This is a genomic window from Mesorhizobium sp. WSM4828 (assembly GCF_055811175.1).
In genome coordinates, this window is sequence record NZ_JBVVQK010000007.1 from 35787 (window position 1) to 51407 (window position 15621).

Genomic DNA, 15621 nt, shown 5'->3' on the forward strand with positions numbered 1-15621 from the left:
GGCGACAGGCTCATCAGCCTCTGAGCGCACAAAGCCAGCGCGTCTTCAAATTCTCGATTTCGCTTTCGCCCGACTAGAGCGAAACTGGCGCTCCGCGGCTCAACTTCCCGCCATTCCCGGCATCATGCAAACGAATTTAATCGGCAATTGAGTGCAAGTTTTATGATAGCTCCCTGCATGCCCTCGCCCGGGCAATTACAGGATCGTTTGCCCCGCCTTCTCCCAGTCGGCAAGAAAGGACTCGAGGCCCTTGTCGGTGAGCGGGTGTTTGGCGAGGTTTCTGAGTACCGCGGGCGGTACGGTTGCGATATCGGCGCCCGCCATTGCCGCCAGTTTGACATGCAGAGGCGTGCGAATAGAGGACGCCAGGATTTGCGTCGTGAACGCTTGATCGTTGTCATAGATCGTGCGGATTTCTCGGATCACCTCCATGCCATCCAGACCGAGATCGTCAAGTCTGCCGACGAATGGTGAAATGAAGGTCGCGCCTGCCTTTGCCGCGAGCAGTGCCTGGTTGGCCGAAAAGCACAGGGTGACATTGACCTTGTGTCCGAGCTGACTGAGCGCCCGGCAAGCCCTGAATCCATCCCAGGTGGACGGCACCTTGACAGCCACATTGGTCGCAATGCCGGCCAAGCGCTGTCCCTCGGCGACCATACCGTCAAAGTCGATGGCCGTGACTTCCGCTGAAACCGGGCCCTCGATCGTCTGGCCAATCTCCTGGATCACATCTGTGATCGGTCGGCCAGTCTTTGCGATAAGGGACGGGTTTGTGGTTACCCCGTCGAGAATTCCAGCGGCAGCAAGCTCTCGAATTTCAGATATATCGGCGGTATCGACAAAGAATTTCATTGTCTTTCTCCTCAACTGAGCCCGCCCATCGATGATTGGATGAATTTTCCTTGGTTTGGTTCCGGGAGACGGGTTTGTTGTCGCTGTCGAGACCGCACGCCTACGTCTTTGGCAACGGAGGAGCGATGCGGCGTCTTCATCGCTGTCTCAGCAAAAGCTCTCTAAGGACGACGGCATCGTTGTGGGTCTCGTCATGAGCCGAGTAGACGAGTGTGACGGTGCCCTCCCGTATCATCTCGCGCAGCCGGTCAAGCTCACCGCGATGCTCCTGGATTTCCGCCGCATACCGCCGGCGGAATTCCGACCAGCGGGCTGGATCGTGTCCGAACCATTTCCGAAGCTCGGTGCTTGGCGCGAGGTCCTTCACCCAATGGTCGATGGCCGCTTCGGTCTTCTTGACCCCACGCGGCCAAAGCCGGTCAATCAATACGCGCTTGCCATCGCCGGCAGCAGGCCTCTCATATGCCCTCTTCAATCTTACTCTCTCGTTGAAGATTTCTTCGCTCATCGAGATCCTGTCCCGTCCATGTCTGTGTCGTTGACGGCATCGAGAAGGCTGGCGAATTTGCTCCTCAGGATTTCTTCGTCGACCGCATCCGACACGAATACGAAGATGTCGCCGCGATATCGCTCGATCCAGTGATGGCCGGCGCCGCGGCTACGCAGGTAGCTGCCGATCTGTTGGATCGTGGAATCCCCCAGACCCTTGTGCAGGAGAAATTTCATCAAGGTTGCACTTTGCCCAGGGACAGCTTCCCGTCTGGTCAGGGGCCGACCTTCTGGCCCCGAGCGTTGAACTGTTTCAGATAGGCGATGACGTCGGCGATCTCCTGGTCCTTGCTGAGACCGGCAAACGCCATCTTTGTGCCGGGCACCAGTTTGCGCGACGCCCTCAGATAGGTCGTCAGCGTCGGTTCATCCCAGGTCAGACCCGAATTCTTGTTCGCCGAGGAATAGCTGTAATCGGGATACTCACCGGCCGCTCGGCCGACGACGCCATTCAAGACCGGGCCCACTCCGTTCTTTGCCTCAAGGCCGACCTTGTGGCAGGCGCCATGCATCTCTTGAAGACGACGGCGCCGGCTTCGGCATTGCCGGAAGATGTGTCCTGCGCATGGGCCGAACCGACTGCAGTGAGAATCGCGGTCGCCAATCCAGGCATGGTCCATTTCATGTTTGCTGCTTTCAACGAGCACGGGTTGGTTCTGGCCGAACTGGCCGGGGCAATATGGTACGAAACATCCCTGGAGTCCCGGATCCGGATCCAAACCGCCGATCCGCATCGATTGATGTCGCCTCAGGAGGGAACAAGTGGGCCGGGACTCTTCAGATACTGGTTCTTGATCGCATCCACCGCCCAGTAAGCAAGAGCGCCTACGGGTCCGGTCGGGTTCTTCCCCGCGTTCTGGGGAAACACGCAAGCGCCGGTGACGAACACGTTCGGGACATCCCAGACCTGAAGGTATTTGTTCAGAACACTGGTGCTCGAGTCGGCTCCGAAGACTGCCCCGCCTGTGTTGTGTGTGCTCTGGTAAGGCACGATCGAATAAGGCACCGGGGGAATGCTCCGATCGACCTTGGTCGCACCCATCTCCTTGGCGATCGTCACGCAGATGTCGGCCTGAGCGTTCATCTGCTTTACCTCGTTGTCCTGGAAATCGAACGTCATCCTCATCAGCGGACGTCCGAAAACGTCGGTGTAGGTCGGATCGAGGCTCAAATAGTTCTGCCGGTACGCCATTACCGCGCCTTGGTTGCCAATGCTGGCCGCGTGGTCATAATTGTCGACCACTGCCTCCTTCCAGTCGGAGCCCCAGCGCGGCGTGCCCCGCGGCGTGGGATGCGACTGGATCGGCCTGGCGCCCGAGTTGCTGCAGCTGATGCCGCCGCCACCGATGTAGCCGGCCTTCTCGAAATCGTAGTTGTCGCCGTTGAAATCATCCATGCAGGTGCCGAGCGCGCCGGCCCCCATGAAGCGATTCAGGATGGTTCTTTTGTCGAAGAAGGCGGTAGCCCCGCCACCGCACTGATAGGCATAGTTGCGGCCGACCACGCCCTTGCCCGTTGCCGGATCATAAGGCACGCCAATGCCCGATTGCAGCAGCAGGTTGACGTTGCCGAGCGCATAGGCCGACAGGATGATGAGGTCGGCAGGCTGTTCGAACTCCCGCCCTCGTGCGTCGAGATAGGTGACGCTGACTGCCTTCTTGCGGGTCGAGTCCAGATTGACTTTCAGCACGATCGAGTTGGTGCGCAACTCGAAATTGGGGTTCTCCAGCGCCAGCGGAATGACGGTGAAATGCGGGCTCGCCTTGGCATTCGCCTCGCAGCCGAAGCGCTCGCAGAAGCCACAATAGTGACACTGGCCGAAGGCGACGCCATCGGGATTGACATAGTCCCGCGACGCGTTCGAGGAAGGATTGGGGAAAGGGTGATAGCCAAGATTGCGGGCCGCTTTCTCGAACATCACCATGCTTTGCGCCGCAATCATAGGCGGATTGGGGTACTCGTCCTTTCGCGATGCCTCGAAGATGTTGCCGCCGTCGATCTTCCGGCCGTTGATATTGCCGGCCTTGCCGGAGGTGCCGCAGGTCTTTTCGAACTTGTCGTAATAGGGCTCGAGATCGTCATAGGTGATCGGCCAGTCCTGCAGCTGCATATCTGAAGGGATGATCTTTTCTCCGTATTTGTCGATCGTGCGGGTACGCGCCTGATGATCCCATTCGAGCCAGCGCCAGGTGACGCCGTTCCAGTGCACGCCGGCGCCACCAACGCCCTGGCCGGGCAGGAACGAGCCGAGCTGGCGCATCGGCAGCGCCGTTTGCGATTCACTGTTGCGGAAGGTGATGGTTTCCCGCCGCACGTTCTGCATGAGGTCGTGTCGGGCGGCGTAGCGCAATTCGTCATGGATCTGCGGGTCGATGAAGTCCGGATTGGTGTCACGCGGGCCTCCCCTTTCTAGAGCGACGATTTTCAGCTTGGTCGATGCAAGCTCCTTGGCAATGATTCCGCCCGTCCAGCCAAGGCCGACAATCAGGACATCGACCTCGTTGAGTTTGGTGGCCATGCTACAGTCTCCTTCGTCTTCTTTCGTCGATTAAACGAGATCCTGAATTCCCTTCGGGTCAGCCGCATAGGCCTTGTTCCGAAATGGTTCTATCTTGTCCATGTACATGGCGTCGGCGCCTGGGAAACCGATCATCTTCCAGGCCGCCCTGTCCTTGTTTCCGCCATACATCGGGTCAGCGAAATAACCCTCGATCGTGAGCTGGAGCAGAAGCCCGAAGAAGGTTTCGGTTGGCACTGTTGGAAGCTCGACCTTCTTGCCCTCGAGGTCGCTCATCACCGCGACACGATCTTTTGCCGAAAGGCTCTCGAAAGCGCTCTTGTGGTTTTTCTGCACGTAGGCACTGACGTCGGCGATGCCGGCCCGGATCAGTTCCGATGGCGTCATCGGCAATTGATAACCCTGCTCGGGCGTACCCTCGCCAAATGGCCCTTCCAGATACAGCCGGTCGCCCTTTCCGTACCCGCCGGCCATTTGTCTATCGATGTAGATCGCAACGCCGAGTTCCTTGGCGCCGGGGCCTGTTGAATCGCTCGGAATCAGTGTGTCCACCGCGGCCTCGATGAAGGCGGACTCATCGACATTGAAGAATTCATAAGCGGAGCCGCCTGCATCGGATTTCGAGGCGTCGCTTGTGTGATGATGCGGCTTGCCGGTCGCCGCGGCCATCATTTCGGTCGCCGATGCGGACCCACCCAGCGGCAGGGTACTCGCCGCCGCTCCTGCCGCACCGAAGAGCTTCAGAAAGTCGCGACGCCCCACGTCGTCTTGGTTCTTGTCTTTCGTCGACATGATTTCTCCTGTGACCCTGCTGGCAAGGATGAGTGAGGTTGGAGAGAGCTTGCGCCCGCTCCAACCGGCGCTGCGCAGCATCCAGCGCTAGCCTTGGTGGAATTCTTCGAGCGTAGTGCTCACACTAACTATGTGGCAAGCGAAATTGATTGACATTTAAACGCAAATTTTATGCTATATCCGTGATGGACATCGAACTCGCCCGCACCTTTATCGAGATCGTATCGACCGGCAGTTTCATTCGGGCCTCCGAGCGCTTGAATGTTGCGCAGACGACGGTAAGCGCACGAATCCGCAACCTCGAGCAGCAACTGGGCCGGGCCCTTTTTGTCCGCCACAAAGGCGGAGCTTCGCTGACCCCGGCCGGCGAGCAATTTCTGCGCCACGCCCCGATGTTCGTCCAGCTATGGCAACGTACACTTCACCAGGTTGCCGTGCCGCCGGGACGCCGGGCTGTTCTGACGGTGGGCAGCGAAGTCAGCCTTGCGCAACCTCTGCTGCTTGACTGGGTCCGATGGATGCGCGCCTCGCTTGAGGATATTGCGCTTCGAGTGCACGTCGATGTGCCGCAGGATTTGATCAATCAGGTCGCGTCGGGAATGGTCGACTTAGCCATCATGTACGCGCCCCCGCACAGACCGGGTTTGAAGATCGATCTGCTACTGGAAGAAAAACTTGTTCTCGTGACTACCAATTCCGAAGCACGCCTCCTGGACGAATCCGACTATGTTTACATGGATTGGGGGCCGGATTTTGGGCTTCACCACGGGATGAATTTCCCAAGCGCTGCGCCGGATCTGTCTTTCGATCTCGGTCCGCTCGCACTGAACTATGTTCTAGCAACCGGCGGTTCCGGATATTTCAGGATGAGTTCTGTGCAGCCTCACATAGAAGCCGGCCGGCTGCATCTTGTGCCTGAGATGCCGCAGTTCTCCTATCCGGTCTATGCGGTGCAATCCGCAAGTGCGGACGAGAGCGTAGTTGGTCCAGCGCTGACGGGATTGCATTCCGTCGCAAGCGGCGACATCAAATTGTGAGAGTTCTAGTTGGGCGTCTAAATGTCCGACGGGACTGACGGGAACAGAAGGTCGACCGTTGTTCCAATCCCTCGTTCACTCTTTATCCGGATCCGACCACCAACCATCTGGGTCAGTGCCTGCACCTGTGGCATCCCTATCCCGGTACCCTTCTCACCCTTCGTCGTGAAGAATGGATCAAACACCTTCCGCAAGACTTCAGGAGCCATACCGCAACCGTGGTCTTTGACGCGAACGCATGCGTAGGTTCCAGGACCGGGCGGGTCAGGTGTCGCGGTTGTCTGCACCAATCGCTCGGTGATGACGCGGATCTCCCCGCCACTTGGCATCGCATCTCGTGCGTTCATGACGAGATTAAGCACTGCGGTGTCGAAAAGTGCGGGATCGATCAAACAGTCTGGGACACCGGAACCAAGCTCCAGCCTGACGCGGACATCGGCTCCCGCGCCATACCTCAGGAAAGGCTCGAAAGACGTGAGGAACTCATTCAAATTGCCAGCGTGGATATCGAGTTCCTGATGCTTCGCGAAGGTCAATAGCTGTGACGTTAGCTCGATCCCTCGATCGATTCCTTCCCGCGCTGCCGCAATGTAGGCACGAACCCTTTCGGGCTCGTCGGCTCTTCGCTCAGCGAGCCCGAGCCCGGATTCTATTACTGCCAGGAGGTTTCTGAAGTCGTGGGCTATACCGCCAGTCATCTCGCCCAAGGCGGCAAGCCGGTGCGTTGCACGCTCGCGTTGCTCGGCAGCAGTTCGGGCATCGAGAGGTGCGTCCGGCACTTGGGTGCGCGCGTCGCGTCCGGCCTGAGATGATGTTTGAGTTTCACACGGAAACACGCAGCCTGTCATGAAAGTCCCTCACTCACGACACCCAAGGAGCTCTCGCCCCGTTTTGGCATCTTCGGTCGCTTTTGTTGCGGAGGGCCGCGCCTTTCATGCGCATGATCTAAGCGCGCCGGACGACCCTTTTCGTCATGATGTCTTCGACAGTCGGGAATGCCTTTAGGGCCTCCTCCGGTAGGTCGCCATTTGCTCCGACCATTTCAGCCCAGCCATGTGCCCCTGGTTCGCCGACGATAACACGGCCGACCATTCCAGCATGCTCATGCGGGATACAGTAATAATCGTAGACTCCCTGCTCTGTGAAAGTAACCGAAAAGCTTTCCTTAGGCAGGAGGTAGTCGGAATCCCACGATTTTGCCGTCTTGGGCATGCGAAGCGGTCGCCCGAAGTTTGCCGGATTGTAAGCCGTCGTCGTGTGCGAATTGCCAGGATTGAGGTTGGTCCATCGGACCGTCTGCCCTGGCTTGATCAGAATGCCGATCGGGTCGAACCAGACTTGCGAACCGTCGTCGCGCCCTTGCATCCCGATTTGGATCGCCTCGCCGGCCCATACTGCCACACAAGAGAGCGAGAGGGCGGCGGCAAGGCCGCCTCCCGCGCTTAGTATCTCACGACGCGTGAGTGTCATTTGGCGACCTGGGCCTCGTCAGCGGCCGAGACATGCCACAGCACGACGTGGACATGCGGCTCTTCGACTCCCGGATGGCCGGCATTGTAGTAGACGTCGACATGGTCGACATTGCCTCCGGGTGAAGCGAGATCGTCAAAACGCTTGTCTGGATTGAGGTCCTTGGTCGGCAGCATATAAATCGTGCTGACAAGCTTGCCGTCGTGGTCATAGGCAAGGAATGGTCCGGCCGGCAATGTCGTCGGATCGACGAAGAGTTGGCCCATGCCCGGCAGGAAGTCGGGCAGCTTCACAAGCTTGCTGACCTGCTGGTAAGGCGCGGCTGGCGGAGATTTGGTAACCTCACCCGCCGCCATGGCGCAAAGCGAACTCCCCGTCGTCAGGGCAACTGCGAGGACGAGTTTCTTCATCACGGATCTCCTTGTTGAAATAAAGCTGCGCTGGCCGAAGATCTGGAAGGCTGTTTGATAAAGCGATTTCCATTTTCGACACGACCTGTTCGCGTCCGCCCAGCAAGCAGCAGACTGTTTCGCTCGTCAAACGAAATTAACTGGCATTTCAGTGCATTATTTCTGCTGCTAGGGTGTGCAACTGTTTGCTTGATTTCAAAAAAACTTTCACTACCTCTGAACTGCTATGTATATTTTCAGTCTCGATTTCCGGCGGGAGCCGAAGCGCTTAAAAACGGGCCTTTAGCCCGGACGCGAGAAGGCCCTGGCTTCGCGTCCGGCGGTAGCCAGGATTTCCACTTATCCCGCGGTGCATTCTGCCTGCCTAAGCAGTGCGGCTGCACTCCCATTTTGCGATTCCGGTTGGGATCGACATTGAGGTTGACCCCGATGATCTGCCCCATCTTGTCAGAAGAAGACATTTCGCTTGATCTTGTGACAAAGGGAAAGCAATCAGCCCTGTCAAAAATTGCAATCAGGATTGCGCGAAGGACCGGGCTGGACGAGCAGATGGTTCTTCGTGGCCTTTTCGACCGCGAGTATCGCGGCTCGACGGGCTTAGGTCGTGGGGTCGCGATCCCTCACGCTCTACTTGGCACAATCTCTTCGCCTGCCGCGTCTTTGACACGTCTGGCCAAGCCCATCGATTTCGACGGCCCCGACGACGATCCTGTTGATCTCATTTACACGGTACTCTGGCCGCGCTCTGCCACTTCCGCCTTCCTCCCTGCCCTTTCGCAAATTTGTCGTCTCCTCCAGGCATCTCAGGTTCGGGAGCGACTCCGATCGGCACGCTCATCCGATGAGGCGTTGGCCTTTCTCGAAAATGGGTCACATCGGAGAATTTCCGCCAATTTGCCTACTGCCCGGGTCGGGCCTAGCGTGATGATGTCCACGCAGTTCAGCAATGCCCAGGTCGGACAGGCCTACCTTTGGTCCGAACCCTCCGTCGGAGAATAACATAGATTGACAATCTATCTTTTATAGAGGATGCCTCAAGGAGCGAACCCAACGGCTTGAACCGGCTTGCATGGGAGAAAAAGCAGGAGCTGCAGATGAGCGAGGATGGTCGAAGCACGAGAACGATCGTAGTCGATGGCGTTCCGCTGCCGGACCTGCTCGACGAGACAATGATCCGCGGCGTGGTGCATGGTTTTTATGATGAAATTCGTCGCGATGACCTTCTCGGCCCCATTTTCCACGATCAGATCGAGCCGGACCGATGGCCACAACATCTTGCGAAGATGTGCGACTTCTGGTCTGCGACGTTACTTCGAACGTCCCGATATGAAGGCCGGCCACTGCCACCACATCTGGCCATAGCCGGCCTCGGCTCAGCGCATTTCCGTCGCTGGCTGCAGTTGTTTCGCACAACGGTGCGCCGCATCTGCCCGCCCGAGGTGGCAGCGCTTTTTATGGAGCGCGCGCTGCGCATCGCTCACAGTTTCCGTCTCGCGATCGCCTTCAATCGCGGCGAGACCACGATCGGCATCGAACCCATCGTTGAGAAGGACCTGTGATGATTGGTTTGTGAGGGTTTCCACAAACACGCAGCGATCAAGGAGATATCCATGCGGCTTACAGCTTTCTCGGACTATGCATTGCGGCTGCTGATGTACACGGCCTCTGCCGGTGGCCGGGTCATAACGATCGAGGAAGCTGCGCGTAGCTTTACCGTGTCGAAGACGCATCTCAACAAGGTCGCCAACACGCTGACCCGCAGCGGCTATCTGAAGGCGATCCGTGGCCGTTCCGGTGGTCTCGTTCTGGGGCGCCGGCCCGAGTTGATCCGGATCGGCGATGTCGTGCGATTGACCGAGCCGGATTTCGCACTGGTTGAGTGTTTCTCCACCGCAAACCAGTGCGTATTGACCGGCTCTTGCAAGCTTTCAAGCATGTTTGGCGAAGCGATAGCATCCTTCCAGAACACTCTTGACCGCTATACGCTGGCCGACATCACGCTGATGCCGAAAGACTTCATTGGCAGCCCAATACTATCGGTGCGCACAGGGGTGGCACGCAACGGGGCGTAATATTACGTGGTTTAGAGGCTTGCTGCTTTACTCGGATGGAGATGAGTCATGGCCGAATCAAAGAAGAACGACAAGCCGCTAACGAAGGAGATTGATTCTGGCATCGACCCTGACAACAGTCTGATGCCAATGCTTATCGGTGGGCTTGTCCTGATAGTCCTCGGCGCGATCCTCGTTATGATGTTTGTCTAGTTTCGCAACGACGGCGTGTGGCGCTGTCGAAACGTTTATTCCTGCAGGCTAAGTGCCCACATGCGTGTTTTGTGGAACGATCAAGGGCCGACACTCTCGTGATAATTCTCGCCAGCGGTAGAGCAGTAAGGAATCCCTGGCGCTATCGAATGTTCCTCATCCCTGCCAACTTGAGCTTCTCGACGCACCGCGAGCAACGAAACGCGGCCGCCCTGTCGGTCGAAACCCATGAGCAGCAGCAGGGCCGTATGGGCTTGCTCCATTTAGCCCCCCGAAATGCCAAGCTTGAAAGGTAGAGAAATTTCGGCTTCTGTCGCTCCTTATGGGCTACAATGAAGCGTTCTTTACTTGCGATGCTGATGGGAGTTACGATCTTTACTGCTGACCCCCGAGCAGCAGTGGATCCCAGGTACAAGGCAGAACAGAGCGCCCTGATTAAATGCAATCTGTTGTGGTCGGCAAAGCTGTCAGTTCAGCCCGGCGATCCGTACTCGTTAGCCAGAAAGGCGCAGCAATATGCCGGCGATAGTTACGAGCCAAAACTGCCGCGCCGATGAGCGCTCACATCCCGATTTCACGTTTTCTGCCGAAGCTCCAGTCGATGCCGCCGCTGCTTTGCACGAACCCGCTGATGTGCTGGCCGATGCGCTTGTCGAGCATCGGCTGCCACGGCACCAGTTGAAAGCCGAGCCCGTCGTCCAGCATGGCGAAGCGCCCGCTGGCAAGGTTGGCCGAGCCGAGCAGCGTGCCGCCGACATTATCGCCAAGTTGCACGGGCGCGAAGATGAGGCCGCGCGCAGCGGCCATTTCCTTGCCGACCCGCGTGACCTCCTGGCGCTCCAGAGTGGCCATAAGGTCGCGCGCGAAGGTGATCGTCCCGCTGGTTGGATCGCGTTCGGCATGGCCGATCGTGACGAGCTGGGCGGCCCGCCTGTCGAGCGCGTTGTCCACCTCAAGACCAAAGCCTGACCGGACCAGCGGCACCGGGTTTTTGGCCGTAAGCTGCCGGTCGAGCCAGGTGGCGCCGTCGCTGCCGACCTGCGCGTCAAGATCGAAGGTCGAGAGCACACGCAGGGAGAAGTCCTTGCCGGCGTTGCGGACATCGTAGGCGATGCCGCGCGCGGACAGGTCTTCTGGAACGCGCCAATGATCTTCGTCGATGCGCTCGACGTGGCCGGCCCGGCGGAGCGCTTCGAGACGGCGGACATGGAAACGGACGAAGGCGTCCGGATCCTTGCCCCGTTCCAAAAATGTCTCGCGGATTGCCTCGAGGTGTTGGCTCGGGCGATAGATGCCGTCCTCGCCGGCTACGCTGCTGATGTTGCGGTCGGCCGCACGCGGCTCCTGCTTAGGCAGGATCGGATCGAGCGCCACGATATGGCCGCGCTGGATGTCTTCGAGCTTTGCCGCATCAGCAGTCTCGACATAATGGGTGCGCCCATCGACGCCGTCGACGACCAGCGACAGCCGGTCGCTCATTTCGTCGCCGGCAAGGCCCTTGGCGAGCACACGGCCGATGACCGGCTCGGTGATGGTGCGCCGGTGCATGACATATTGCGCCGCACCCCGCGAGTGGGCGAGGCCGTGCTCCTCGAGCGCCCGGTGCATGGTCCTGATGATGTCGTTGCGCTCGCCAAGCGCCCGCAGCGTGCTTTCGGTCCTGTCGGAGATCACCCACCGGCCGGGCTCGATCTCGCTCGCCAGGCCGAAGTGCTGCAGTCTCTTCGCCCGATCGATCAGCAAATAGCGATTGCTGGAAATGGTGTAGCTGTCGCTGGCGTTGGGACGGAGATCGACAAGATCGTGCTCCCGCTGTTCAGCGACCAGCATGCGGTCGAGTTTTGTCAGCCGTTCAGCGTCCACCTCGTTGGCCAGCTTGCGGGCGACCTCGACCTCGCTTTGCAGCCCGAGTTCCCGTTCCACCAGCTCGCCTGCCCGATGGCGGATGCCGTGGGCGATGTAGTCGCCGGCGATGTTGAGGATCTTGCCGTCATCGGTGACACCGCGCACCAGGATGTGGGTGTGCGGATGGCCGGTGTTGTGGTGATCGACGGCGATCCAGTCGAGACGGGTGGCAAGGTCGGTCTCCATCTGCCGCATGAGGTCGCGGGTGAAGGAGCGCAGGTCTTCCATCTCGGCAGCATCTTCCGGCGCGACGATGAAGCGGAACTGGTGCCGGTCGCCGCGCCCGCGCTCGACGAAGGCCTTGCCGTCGGCCTCGTCGTCGACGGCCGAGTACACCCTGCCCTTCTCGCCGTCCCTGGTCACGCCGTCGCGCTGGAGATAGCGCAGATGCGCATCAACGGCCTTGCTGGTCGTCACGAATTTTTGGGCGCGCGCGCTGGTCCCCTTCCCTCGTCCCGGCAGCTTGACGACGCGGGCCTTCACCACGACCCGGCGGGAACGAAAACGGGCGCCATTGGAGTCCTGCTTCCAGCCGCCGCCATCCTTCGGCAAGCCTGACACCACCTTGCCGCCGCGGCCCCGCGCGTTGAAGCGGCCGCTCCCCTGCCCGTCGTTCCTGCTTGCGCCGAGGCGATTGGGATTGCCGCCCTGCTTGCGGATGGCAATCTCGACCTGGCGCAGAAAGGGCAGCGTGCGCGAATTGACCGGCGTGCTGCTGCGCCGGATCCGGCCAATGCGAACCTCGAATCTGTCGCTGTCACGATCTGCCATGACGACAGCATCGGGAGTCGGATTTGGTGCTTCAAGGTGGCCGGAGCGCCGGGCGTTCTACGGCGCGCAAAGACTTGCTGCGGCGTAGAACAACCGATCGCACATCGCTGCGGCACGACAGCTTTGCTTTTCTGATCAACAGCATAGCCATAGACCGTCAGCCCCGCACCTCGCGTCATTCTGCGTTGCGTCGACATCCGCCCGGAAAAACAATGTGCAGACAGAGACTTACGAGCGAAGCGAGCGCGAGCGCCAGCTCGCTTTATCTTGCTGTCCTAATCTCCTAATCCACCCTCCGTAAGCGTCCAGTCCCCGCACCTATTCGGTTAGTGCAAATGAACTTCATGTGGGGTTCCTTCGTCATGTGGAGGATCTCCGATGGCGGCTCGCCGCTCCTGGGCCAAGGCCAACAGTCCTTAGCGGTCGTCGCGTGTTGCGAGTTGGTATCGCGGCAACCAGGATGCACCGGAATACTGTCGCCGGCGCGATCTCTCGATCGCCACATTCGAGCTGTGGATGCGTCATCTGGTGAGCCCGGATGATCTGCGCAAACGTGCGGAAAAGCTGCAGAATCTGCGCCGGGAGAAGGCAGCGCGTTTGCGCAAGAAGGTGCCGCCGAAGCGGCCCAAAAGGCCCCCACGCTATCGCTACGGCAGGCGCACCGACAGCGGCCGGATCGCTCTTAGCGCGTTCTGCAGCATGCATGTCGAGGCGATGAACTGGAGCAGCATGGGGCACGCGGAGTATGCCGCTGCACTTGGTCTGTCGCCGCATGCGTTGCGGCTCTGGCGCAATCGCCTGGAAGAATCCGGCGACGAAATGGACCGGCGATCGCTGCTTCATCCGAGTGCCCGAGCCCACTTAAAGCAGCGCCGCCAATTGCGTACGGCGCTACTAGACACCGCGGGTTGACGGCCTGTCGAACCGGCGCTGCTTTAGGGACGCAAAGAAGCGGGCGATCGTGCAGGAGCCGGAGAAGCCCGGTGTCGCCATGGCGCAGGTCTGTCGCCGCCATGGCGGCGCCATCAGCATGCTGTTCCGCTGGCGGGTCGAGTTCGGCCGGACCGCTCGCAAGGCGCCGCAACTGGCAACGCTGGTGCTTGCCGATGGCGCAGCAAAAGGGCTGCCCGCGCTCGGGGCCTTGCGCGATCTGGTGCAGCCGCCCGACGGCATGGTGGCGATTGAGCTGGCTGATGGACGGCGCGTGTTTGCACCCGGCGGACGCCAACCCGGCTGGGGTGAAGCAGCAGCTCGTCGGCAAGAAGAAGAGGTCATGACCGTCGCCATCCGAGCACCCGCTCAGCCGCGCTCATCGCGGTTCGACAGCCGGGTCCAGTGCGAGGTCCAGACACTTGTCTCGGCAACGGACTGGAACAGGTCGGCGCGGACAGGCTGTGGATGGTCGATCGAGATGGAGACATACCACCTGGCCTTGTCGCCGGCGCGATCCCACAACGCGCCGATCTCCTGCCTTCGCAGAAGACGCGACAGTCTGAGGCCTTTCTGCGTCGGCTCCTCGGTCAGCACAACAGCAAGCTTTCCGTCGAGCGTCAGAGTTGAGATGTCACCGAGATGCGGGTGTCGTCGCGAAAGGTGCAGATTTGCCCGCTGCTTTTGTGCTTTCGTGAGCCTTTGACGATGACTGTCCGCGCGTTCACGGCTCGCCGCGCAGCCATCGTTGGAAAAACCCGACGCCGGAGAGGTGTTGGTGACCCAGACGGCATTGCGCTGGACGATTGATGTGGGCGAGAGCGGGCCGAAATAGCGGCGGTCAGACTGTCCCAGTTCGTCAGAAAGAGAAGGATCTCGTAGCCGGCGACCACACCGCACCCTGGCAGGCAGGCAGTGCTCGGCCGCGTGGTCTTGTTCGCGCCCATGTCCAAGGCTGGCACCCCGAGCGACGACAGCGATGCCGCGTCGGCAAACCGGTTGTCGGCTGTAGCTGGCAAGCGCTTCTGAGGCGGGACGCCAGAGCAATTCGCTGAGTCAGTAGGTTGGCCTGCCGTTCAAAAGCATGACGGTTGCCGTTTGAGTAACATCCATCCTGCCGCTGGCGCGACTAGATACAGCCCAACCTGACACGACCGATCCTTTCCAGATGAACCGCACTCGAACGTCCAATTCACACTGGCGCGCGAGGAGGATCGCACCGCAGAGCGTCGCGGCGACAAGTGTTGCACGCACGTTCATCGCTCAGTCGTGCAGCGCAGGCGCGATACGTTCTGGCGCCGGTGTGTCCAGGTCTGGGTGCCTCCCGCGCACAAGGTGAGCGGAAGGCCTCGCTTTTCCGACGCGATCAGTAACTTTATCTGCCGGGCAGAATGATGGAAGCGAAGCTTCCCCCTTGATATTTGCAACCAATGAGGTTTGTTGGCGGAAATAACGAATTGTTTGCGACATTGGCAATAAACAGCTCATCCGTTTCAACGCGCGCCATTAGACAAGAGGAAAACTCGATGACCGTTCCTGCAGACCGAAACTACAACGATGATCTCGTAGCAATTACCGCCGACATCGTTTCCGCCTACGTGTCGAACAATCCGCTGCCGGTCGGCGAGGTGTCGAAGCTGATTGGGGACACCTATGTTGCCTTGCAAGGGATCGGCACGCCTGTCGCTCCGGCCGCAGTCAAGCTGGAGCCGGCGGTATCGATCAAGAAATCAGTGTCACCTGATTTCATCATCTGCCTGGAAGATGGAAAGAAATTCAAATCCTTGAAGCGGCATATCGGGACGCATTACAATCTCAGCCCTGACCAATACCGCCAGAAATGGAACCTGCCCTCCGACTATCCGATGGTGGCGCCGAACTACGCAGCTACCCGCTCGGCTCTGGCAAAATCAATCGGCCTCGGACGCAAGGCGGTGGCGCCCACTCCTGCCGCGGCGGAAAAACCAAAACGGGCTGCCCGTGCGGCAGCAGCGACAGCAACCGCAACGGCAATCAAGTCGCCGACTAGGAAGGCGCGCAAGGCACCCGCAAAAACGTAGCGTTCCGCACCCGACTGATGTGCCAGGCAGCACCGGACCTGAACATGGCGAAGCCCCACCTTG

At 59.6% G+C, this 15621-nt stretch carries 18 protein-coding genes and 1 pseudogene; 8 read left to right on the forward strand and 11 right to left on the reverse strand.

Annotation, left to right across the window (positions count from 1 at the left end):
• Nucleotides 1-195: 195 nt before the first annotated feature.
• The 6 genes from fsa to AC0L2X_RS10425 form a co-directional block, all read right to left on the reverse strand.
• Nucleotides 196-852, reverse strand: a complete 657-nt coding sequence (fsa, locus tag AC0L2X_RS10400) for a fructose-6-phosphate aldolase (RefSeq protein WP_473599755.1) — start codon at nucleotides 850-852, stop codon at nucleotides 196-198.
• A 136-nt stretch (nucleotides 853-988) separates the two neighbouring features.
• Nucleotides 989-1360, reverse strand: a complete 372-nt coding sequence (locus tag AC0L2X_RS10405) for a DUF488 domain-containing protein (protein WP_352566350.1) — start codon at nucleotides 1358-1360, stop codon at nucleotides 989-991.
• Entirely contained in the window at nucleotides 1357-1578 is a 222-nt protein-coding gene (locus tag AC0L2X_RS10410) for a hypothetical protein (protein WP_352566349.1), read from the reverse strand. Before AC0L2X_RS10410 ends, AC0L2X_RS10405 begins: the two co-directional genes overlap by 4 nt.
• A gap of 38 nt (nucleotides 1579-1616) precedes the next feature.
• A complete protein-coding gene (locus AC0L2X_RS10415) occupies nucleotides 1617-1868 on the reverse strand; it encodes a c-type cytochrome (RefSeq protein ID WP_473560230.1) in 252 nt (83 codons plus the stop codon).
• Nucleotides 1869-2149: 281 nt separating this feature from the next.
• Complete coding sequence (locus tag AC0L2X_RS10420) at nucleotides 2150-3919, reverse strand: GMC family oxidoreductase (RefSeq protein ID WP_473560232.1); 1770 nt, start codon at nucleotides 3917-3919, stop codon at nucleotides 2150-2152.
• A gap of 30 nt (nucleotides 3920-3949) precedes the next feature.
• The gene (locus AC0L2X_RS10425; protein WP_473560233.1) at nucleotides 3950-4792 is read right to left on the reverse strand and encodes a gluconate 2-dehydrogenase subunit 3 family protein; all 843 of its coding nucleotides are present in this window, start codon (nucleotides 4790-4792) and stop codon (nucleotides 3950-3952) included.
• A gap of 104 nt (nucleotides 4793-4896) precedes the next feature.
• Between AC0L2X_RS10425 and AC0L2X_RS10430 the strand changes: the two genes are divergently transcribed.
• Nucleotides 4897-5748, forward strand: coding sequence for a LysR family transcriptional regulator (locus AC0L2X_RS10430; protein ID WP_473560235.1), 852 nt, complete (start codon nucleotides 4897-4899; stop codon nucleotides 5746-5748).
• Nucleotides 5749-5765: 17 nt separating this feature from the next.
• On the opposite strand, the gene AC0L2X_RS10435 is transcribed toward AC0L2X_RS10430, so the two are convergent.
• From AC0L2X_RS10435 to AC0L2X_RS10445, 3 genes are all read right to left on the reverse strand, one after another.
• Nucleotides 5766-6446 (reverse strand): ATP-binding protein, encoded by a 681-nt coding sequence (locus AC0L2X_RS10435; RefSeq protein ID WP_473560257.1) that lies wholly within the window; start codon nucleotides 6444-6446, stop codon nucleotides 5766-5768.
• 247 nt (nucleotides 6447-6693) lie between these two features.
• Nucleotides 6694-7218 carry a plastocyanin/azurin family copper-binding protein gene (locus tag AC0L2X_RS10440; protein ID WP_473599756.1) on the reverse strand — a complete coding sequence of 175 codons (525 nt, stop codon included), beginning with the start codon at nucleotides 7216-7218 and terminating at the stop codon, nucleotides 6694-6696.
• Nucleotides 7215-7628, reverse strand: a complete 414-nt coding sequence (locus tag AC0L2X_RS10445) for a DUF5602 domain-containing protein (protein ID WP_352566336.1) — start codon at nucleotides 7626-7628, stop codon at nucleotides 7215-7217. The genes AC0L2X_RS10440 and AC0L2X_RS10445 overlap by 4 nt, the downstream gene beginning before the upstream one ends.
• Nucleotides 7629-8057: 429 nt before the next feature.
• Between AC0L2X_RS10445 and AC0L2X_RS10450 the strand changes: the two genes are divergently transcribed.
• From AC0L2X_RS10450 to AC0L2X_RS10465, 4 genes are read left to right on the forward strand one after another with little or no spacing between them, the layout of a single operon-like run.
• A complete protein-coding gene (locus tag AC0L2X_RS10450; protein ID WP_352917304.1) occupies nucleotides 8058-8627 on the forward strand; it encodes a PTS sugar transporter subunit IIA in 570 nt (189 codons plus the stop codon).
• Between the two features lie 56 nt (nucleotides 8628-8683).
• The gene (locus AC0L2X_RS10455) at nucleotides 8684-9187 is read left to right on the forward strand and encodes a group III truncated hemoglobin (RefSeq protein WP_352566332.1); all 504 of its coding nucleotides are present in this window, start codon (nucleotides 8684-8686) and stop codon (nucleotides 9185-9187) included.
• Nucleotides 9188-9238: 51 nt separating this feature from the next.
• Complete coding sequence (locus AC0L2X_RS10460; protein WP_352566330.1) at nucleotides 9239-9700, forward strand: RrF2 family transcriptional regulator; 462 nt, start codon at nucleotides 9239-9241, stop codon at nucleotides 9698-9700.
• Nucleotides 9701-9748: 48 nt separating this feature from the next.
• The gene (locus AC0L2X_RS10465; protein WP_352566328.1) at nucleotides 9749-9892 is read left to right on the forward strand and encodes a hypothetical protein; all 144 of its coding nucleotides are present in this window, start codon (nucleotides 9749-9751) and stop codon (nucleotides 9890-9892) included.
• A gap of 561 nt (nucleotides 9893-10453) precedes the next feature.
• Here AC0L2X_RS10465 and AC0L2X_RS10470 read toward each other — a convergent pair.
• Nucleotides 10454-12568 (reverse strand): DUF3363 domain-containing protein, encoded by a 2115-nt coding sequence (locus AC0L2X_RS10470; RefSeq protein ID WP_473599757.1) that lies wholly within the window; start codon nucleotides 12566-12568, stop codon nucleotides 10454-10456.
• Between the two features lie 516 nt (nucleotides 12569-13084).
• Between AC0L2X_RS10470 and AC0L2X_RS10475 the strand changes: the two genes are divergently transcribed.
• Together AC0L2X_RS10475 and AC0L2X_RS10480 are read left to right on the forward strand one after the other, a co-directional pair.
• Nucleotides 13085-13480, forward strand: a complete 396-nt coding sequence (locus AC0L2X_RS10475; RefSeq protein ID WP_473599758.1) for a hypothetical protein — start codon at nucleotides 13085-13087, stop codon at nucleotides 13478-13480.
• Between the two features lie 4 nt (nucleotides 13481-13484).
• Nucleotides 13485-13637 (forward strand): annotated as a pseudogene (locus AC0L2X_RS10480) (transposase); the annotation flags it as partial.
• Nucleotides 13638-13867: 230 nt separating this feature from the next.
• On the opposite strand, the gene AC0L2X_RS10485 reads toward AC0L2X_RS10480, so the two are convergent.
• A complete protein-coding gene (locus AC0L2X_RS10485) occupies nucleotides 13868-14398 on the reverse strand; it encodes a DUF736 family protein (protein ID WP_473599819.1) in 531 nt (176 codons plus the stop codon).
• Nucleotides 14399-15024: 626 nt separating this feature from the next.
• Here AC0L2X_RS10485 and AC0L2X_RS10490 point away from each other — a divergent pair.
• Nucleotides 15025-15558 carry a Ros/MucR family transcriptional regulator gene (locus AC0L2X_RS10490; RefSeq protein ID WP_473599759.1) on the forward strand — a complete coding sequence of 178 codons (534 nt, stop codon included), beginning with the start codon at nucleotides 15025-15027 and terminating at the stop codon, nucleotides 15556-15558.
• The last annotated feature ends 63 nt before the right edge of the window (nucleotides 15559-15621 follow it).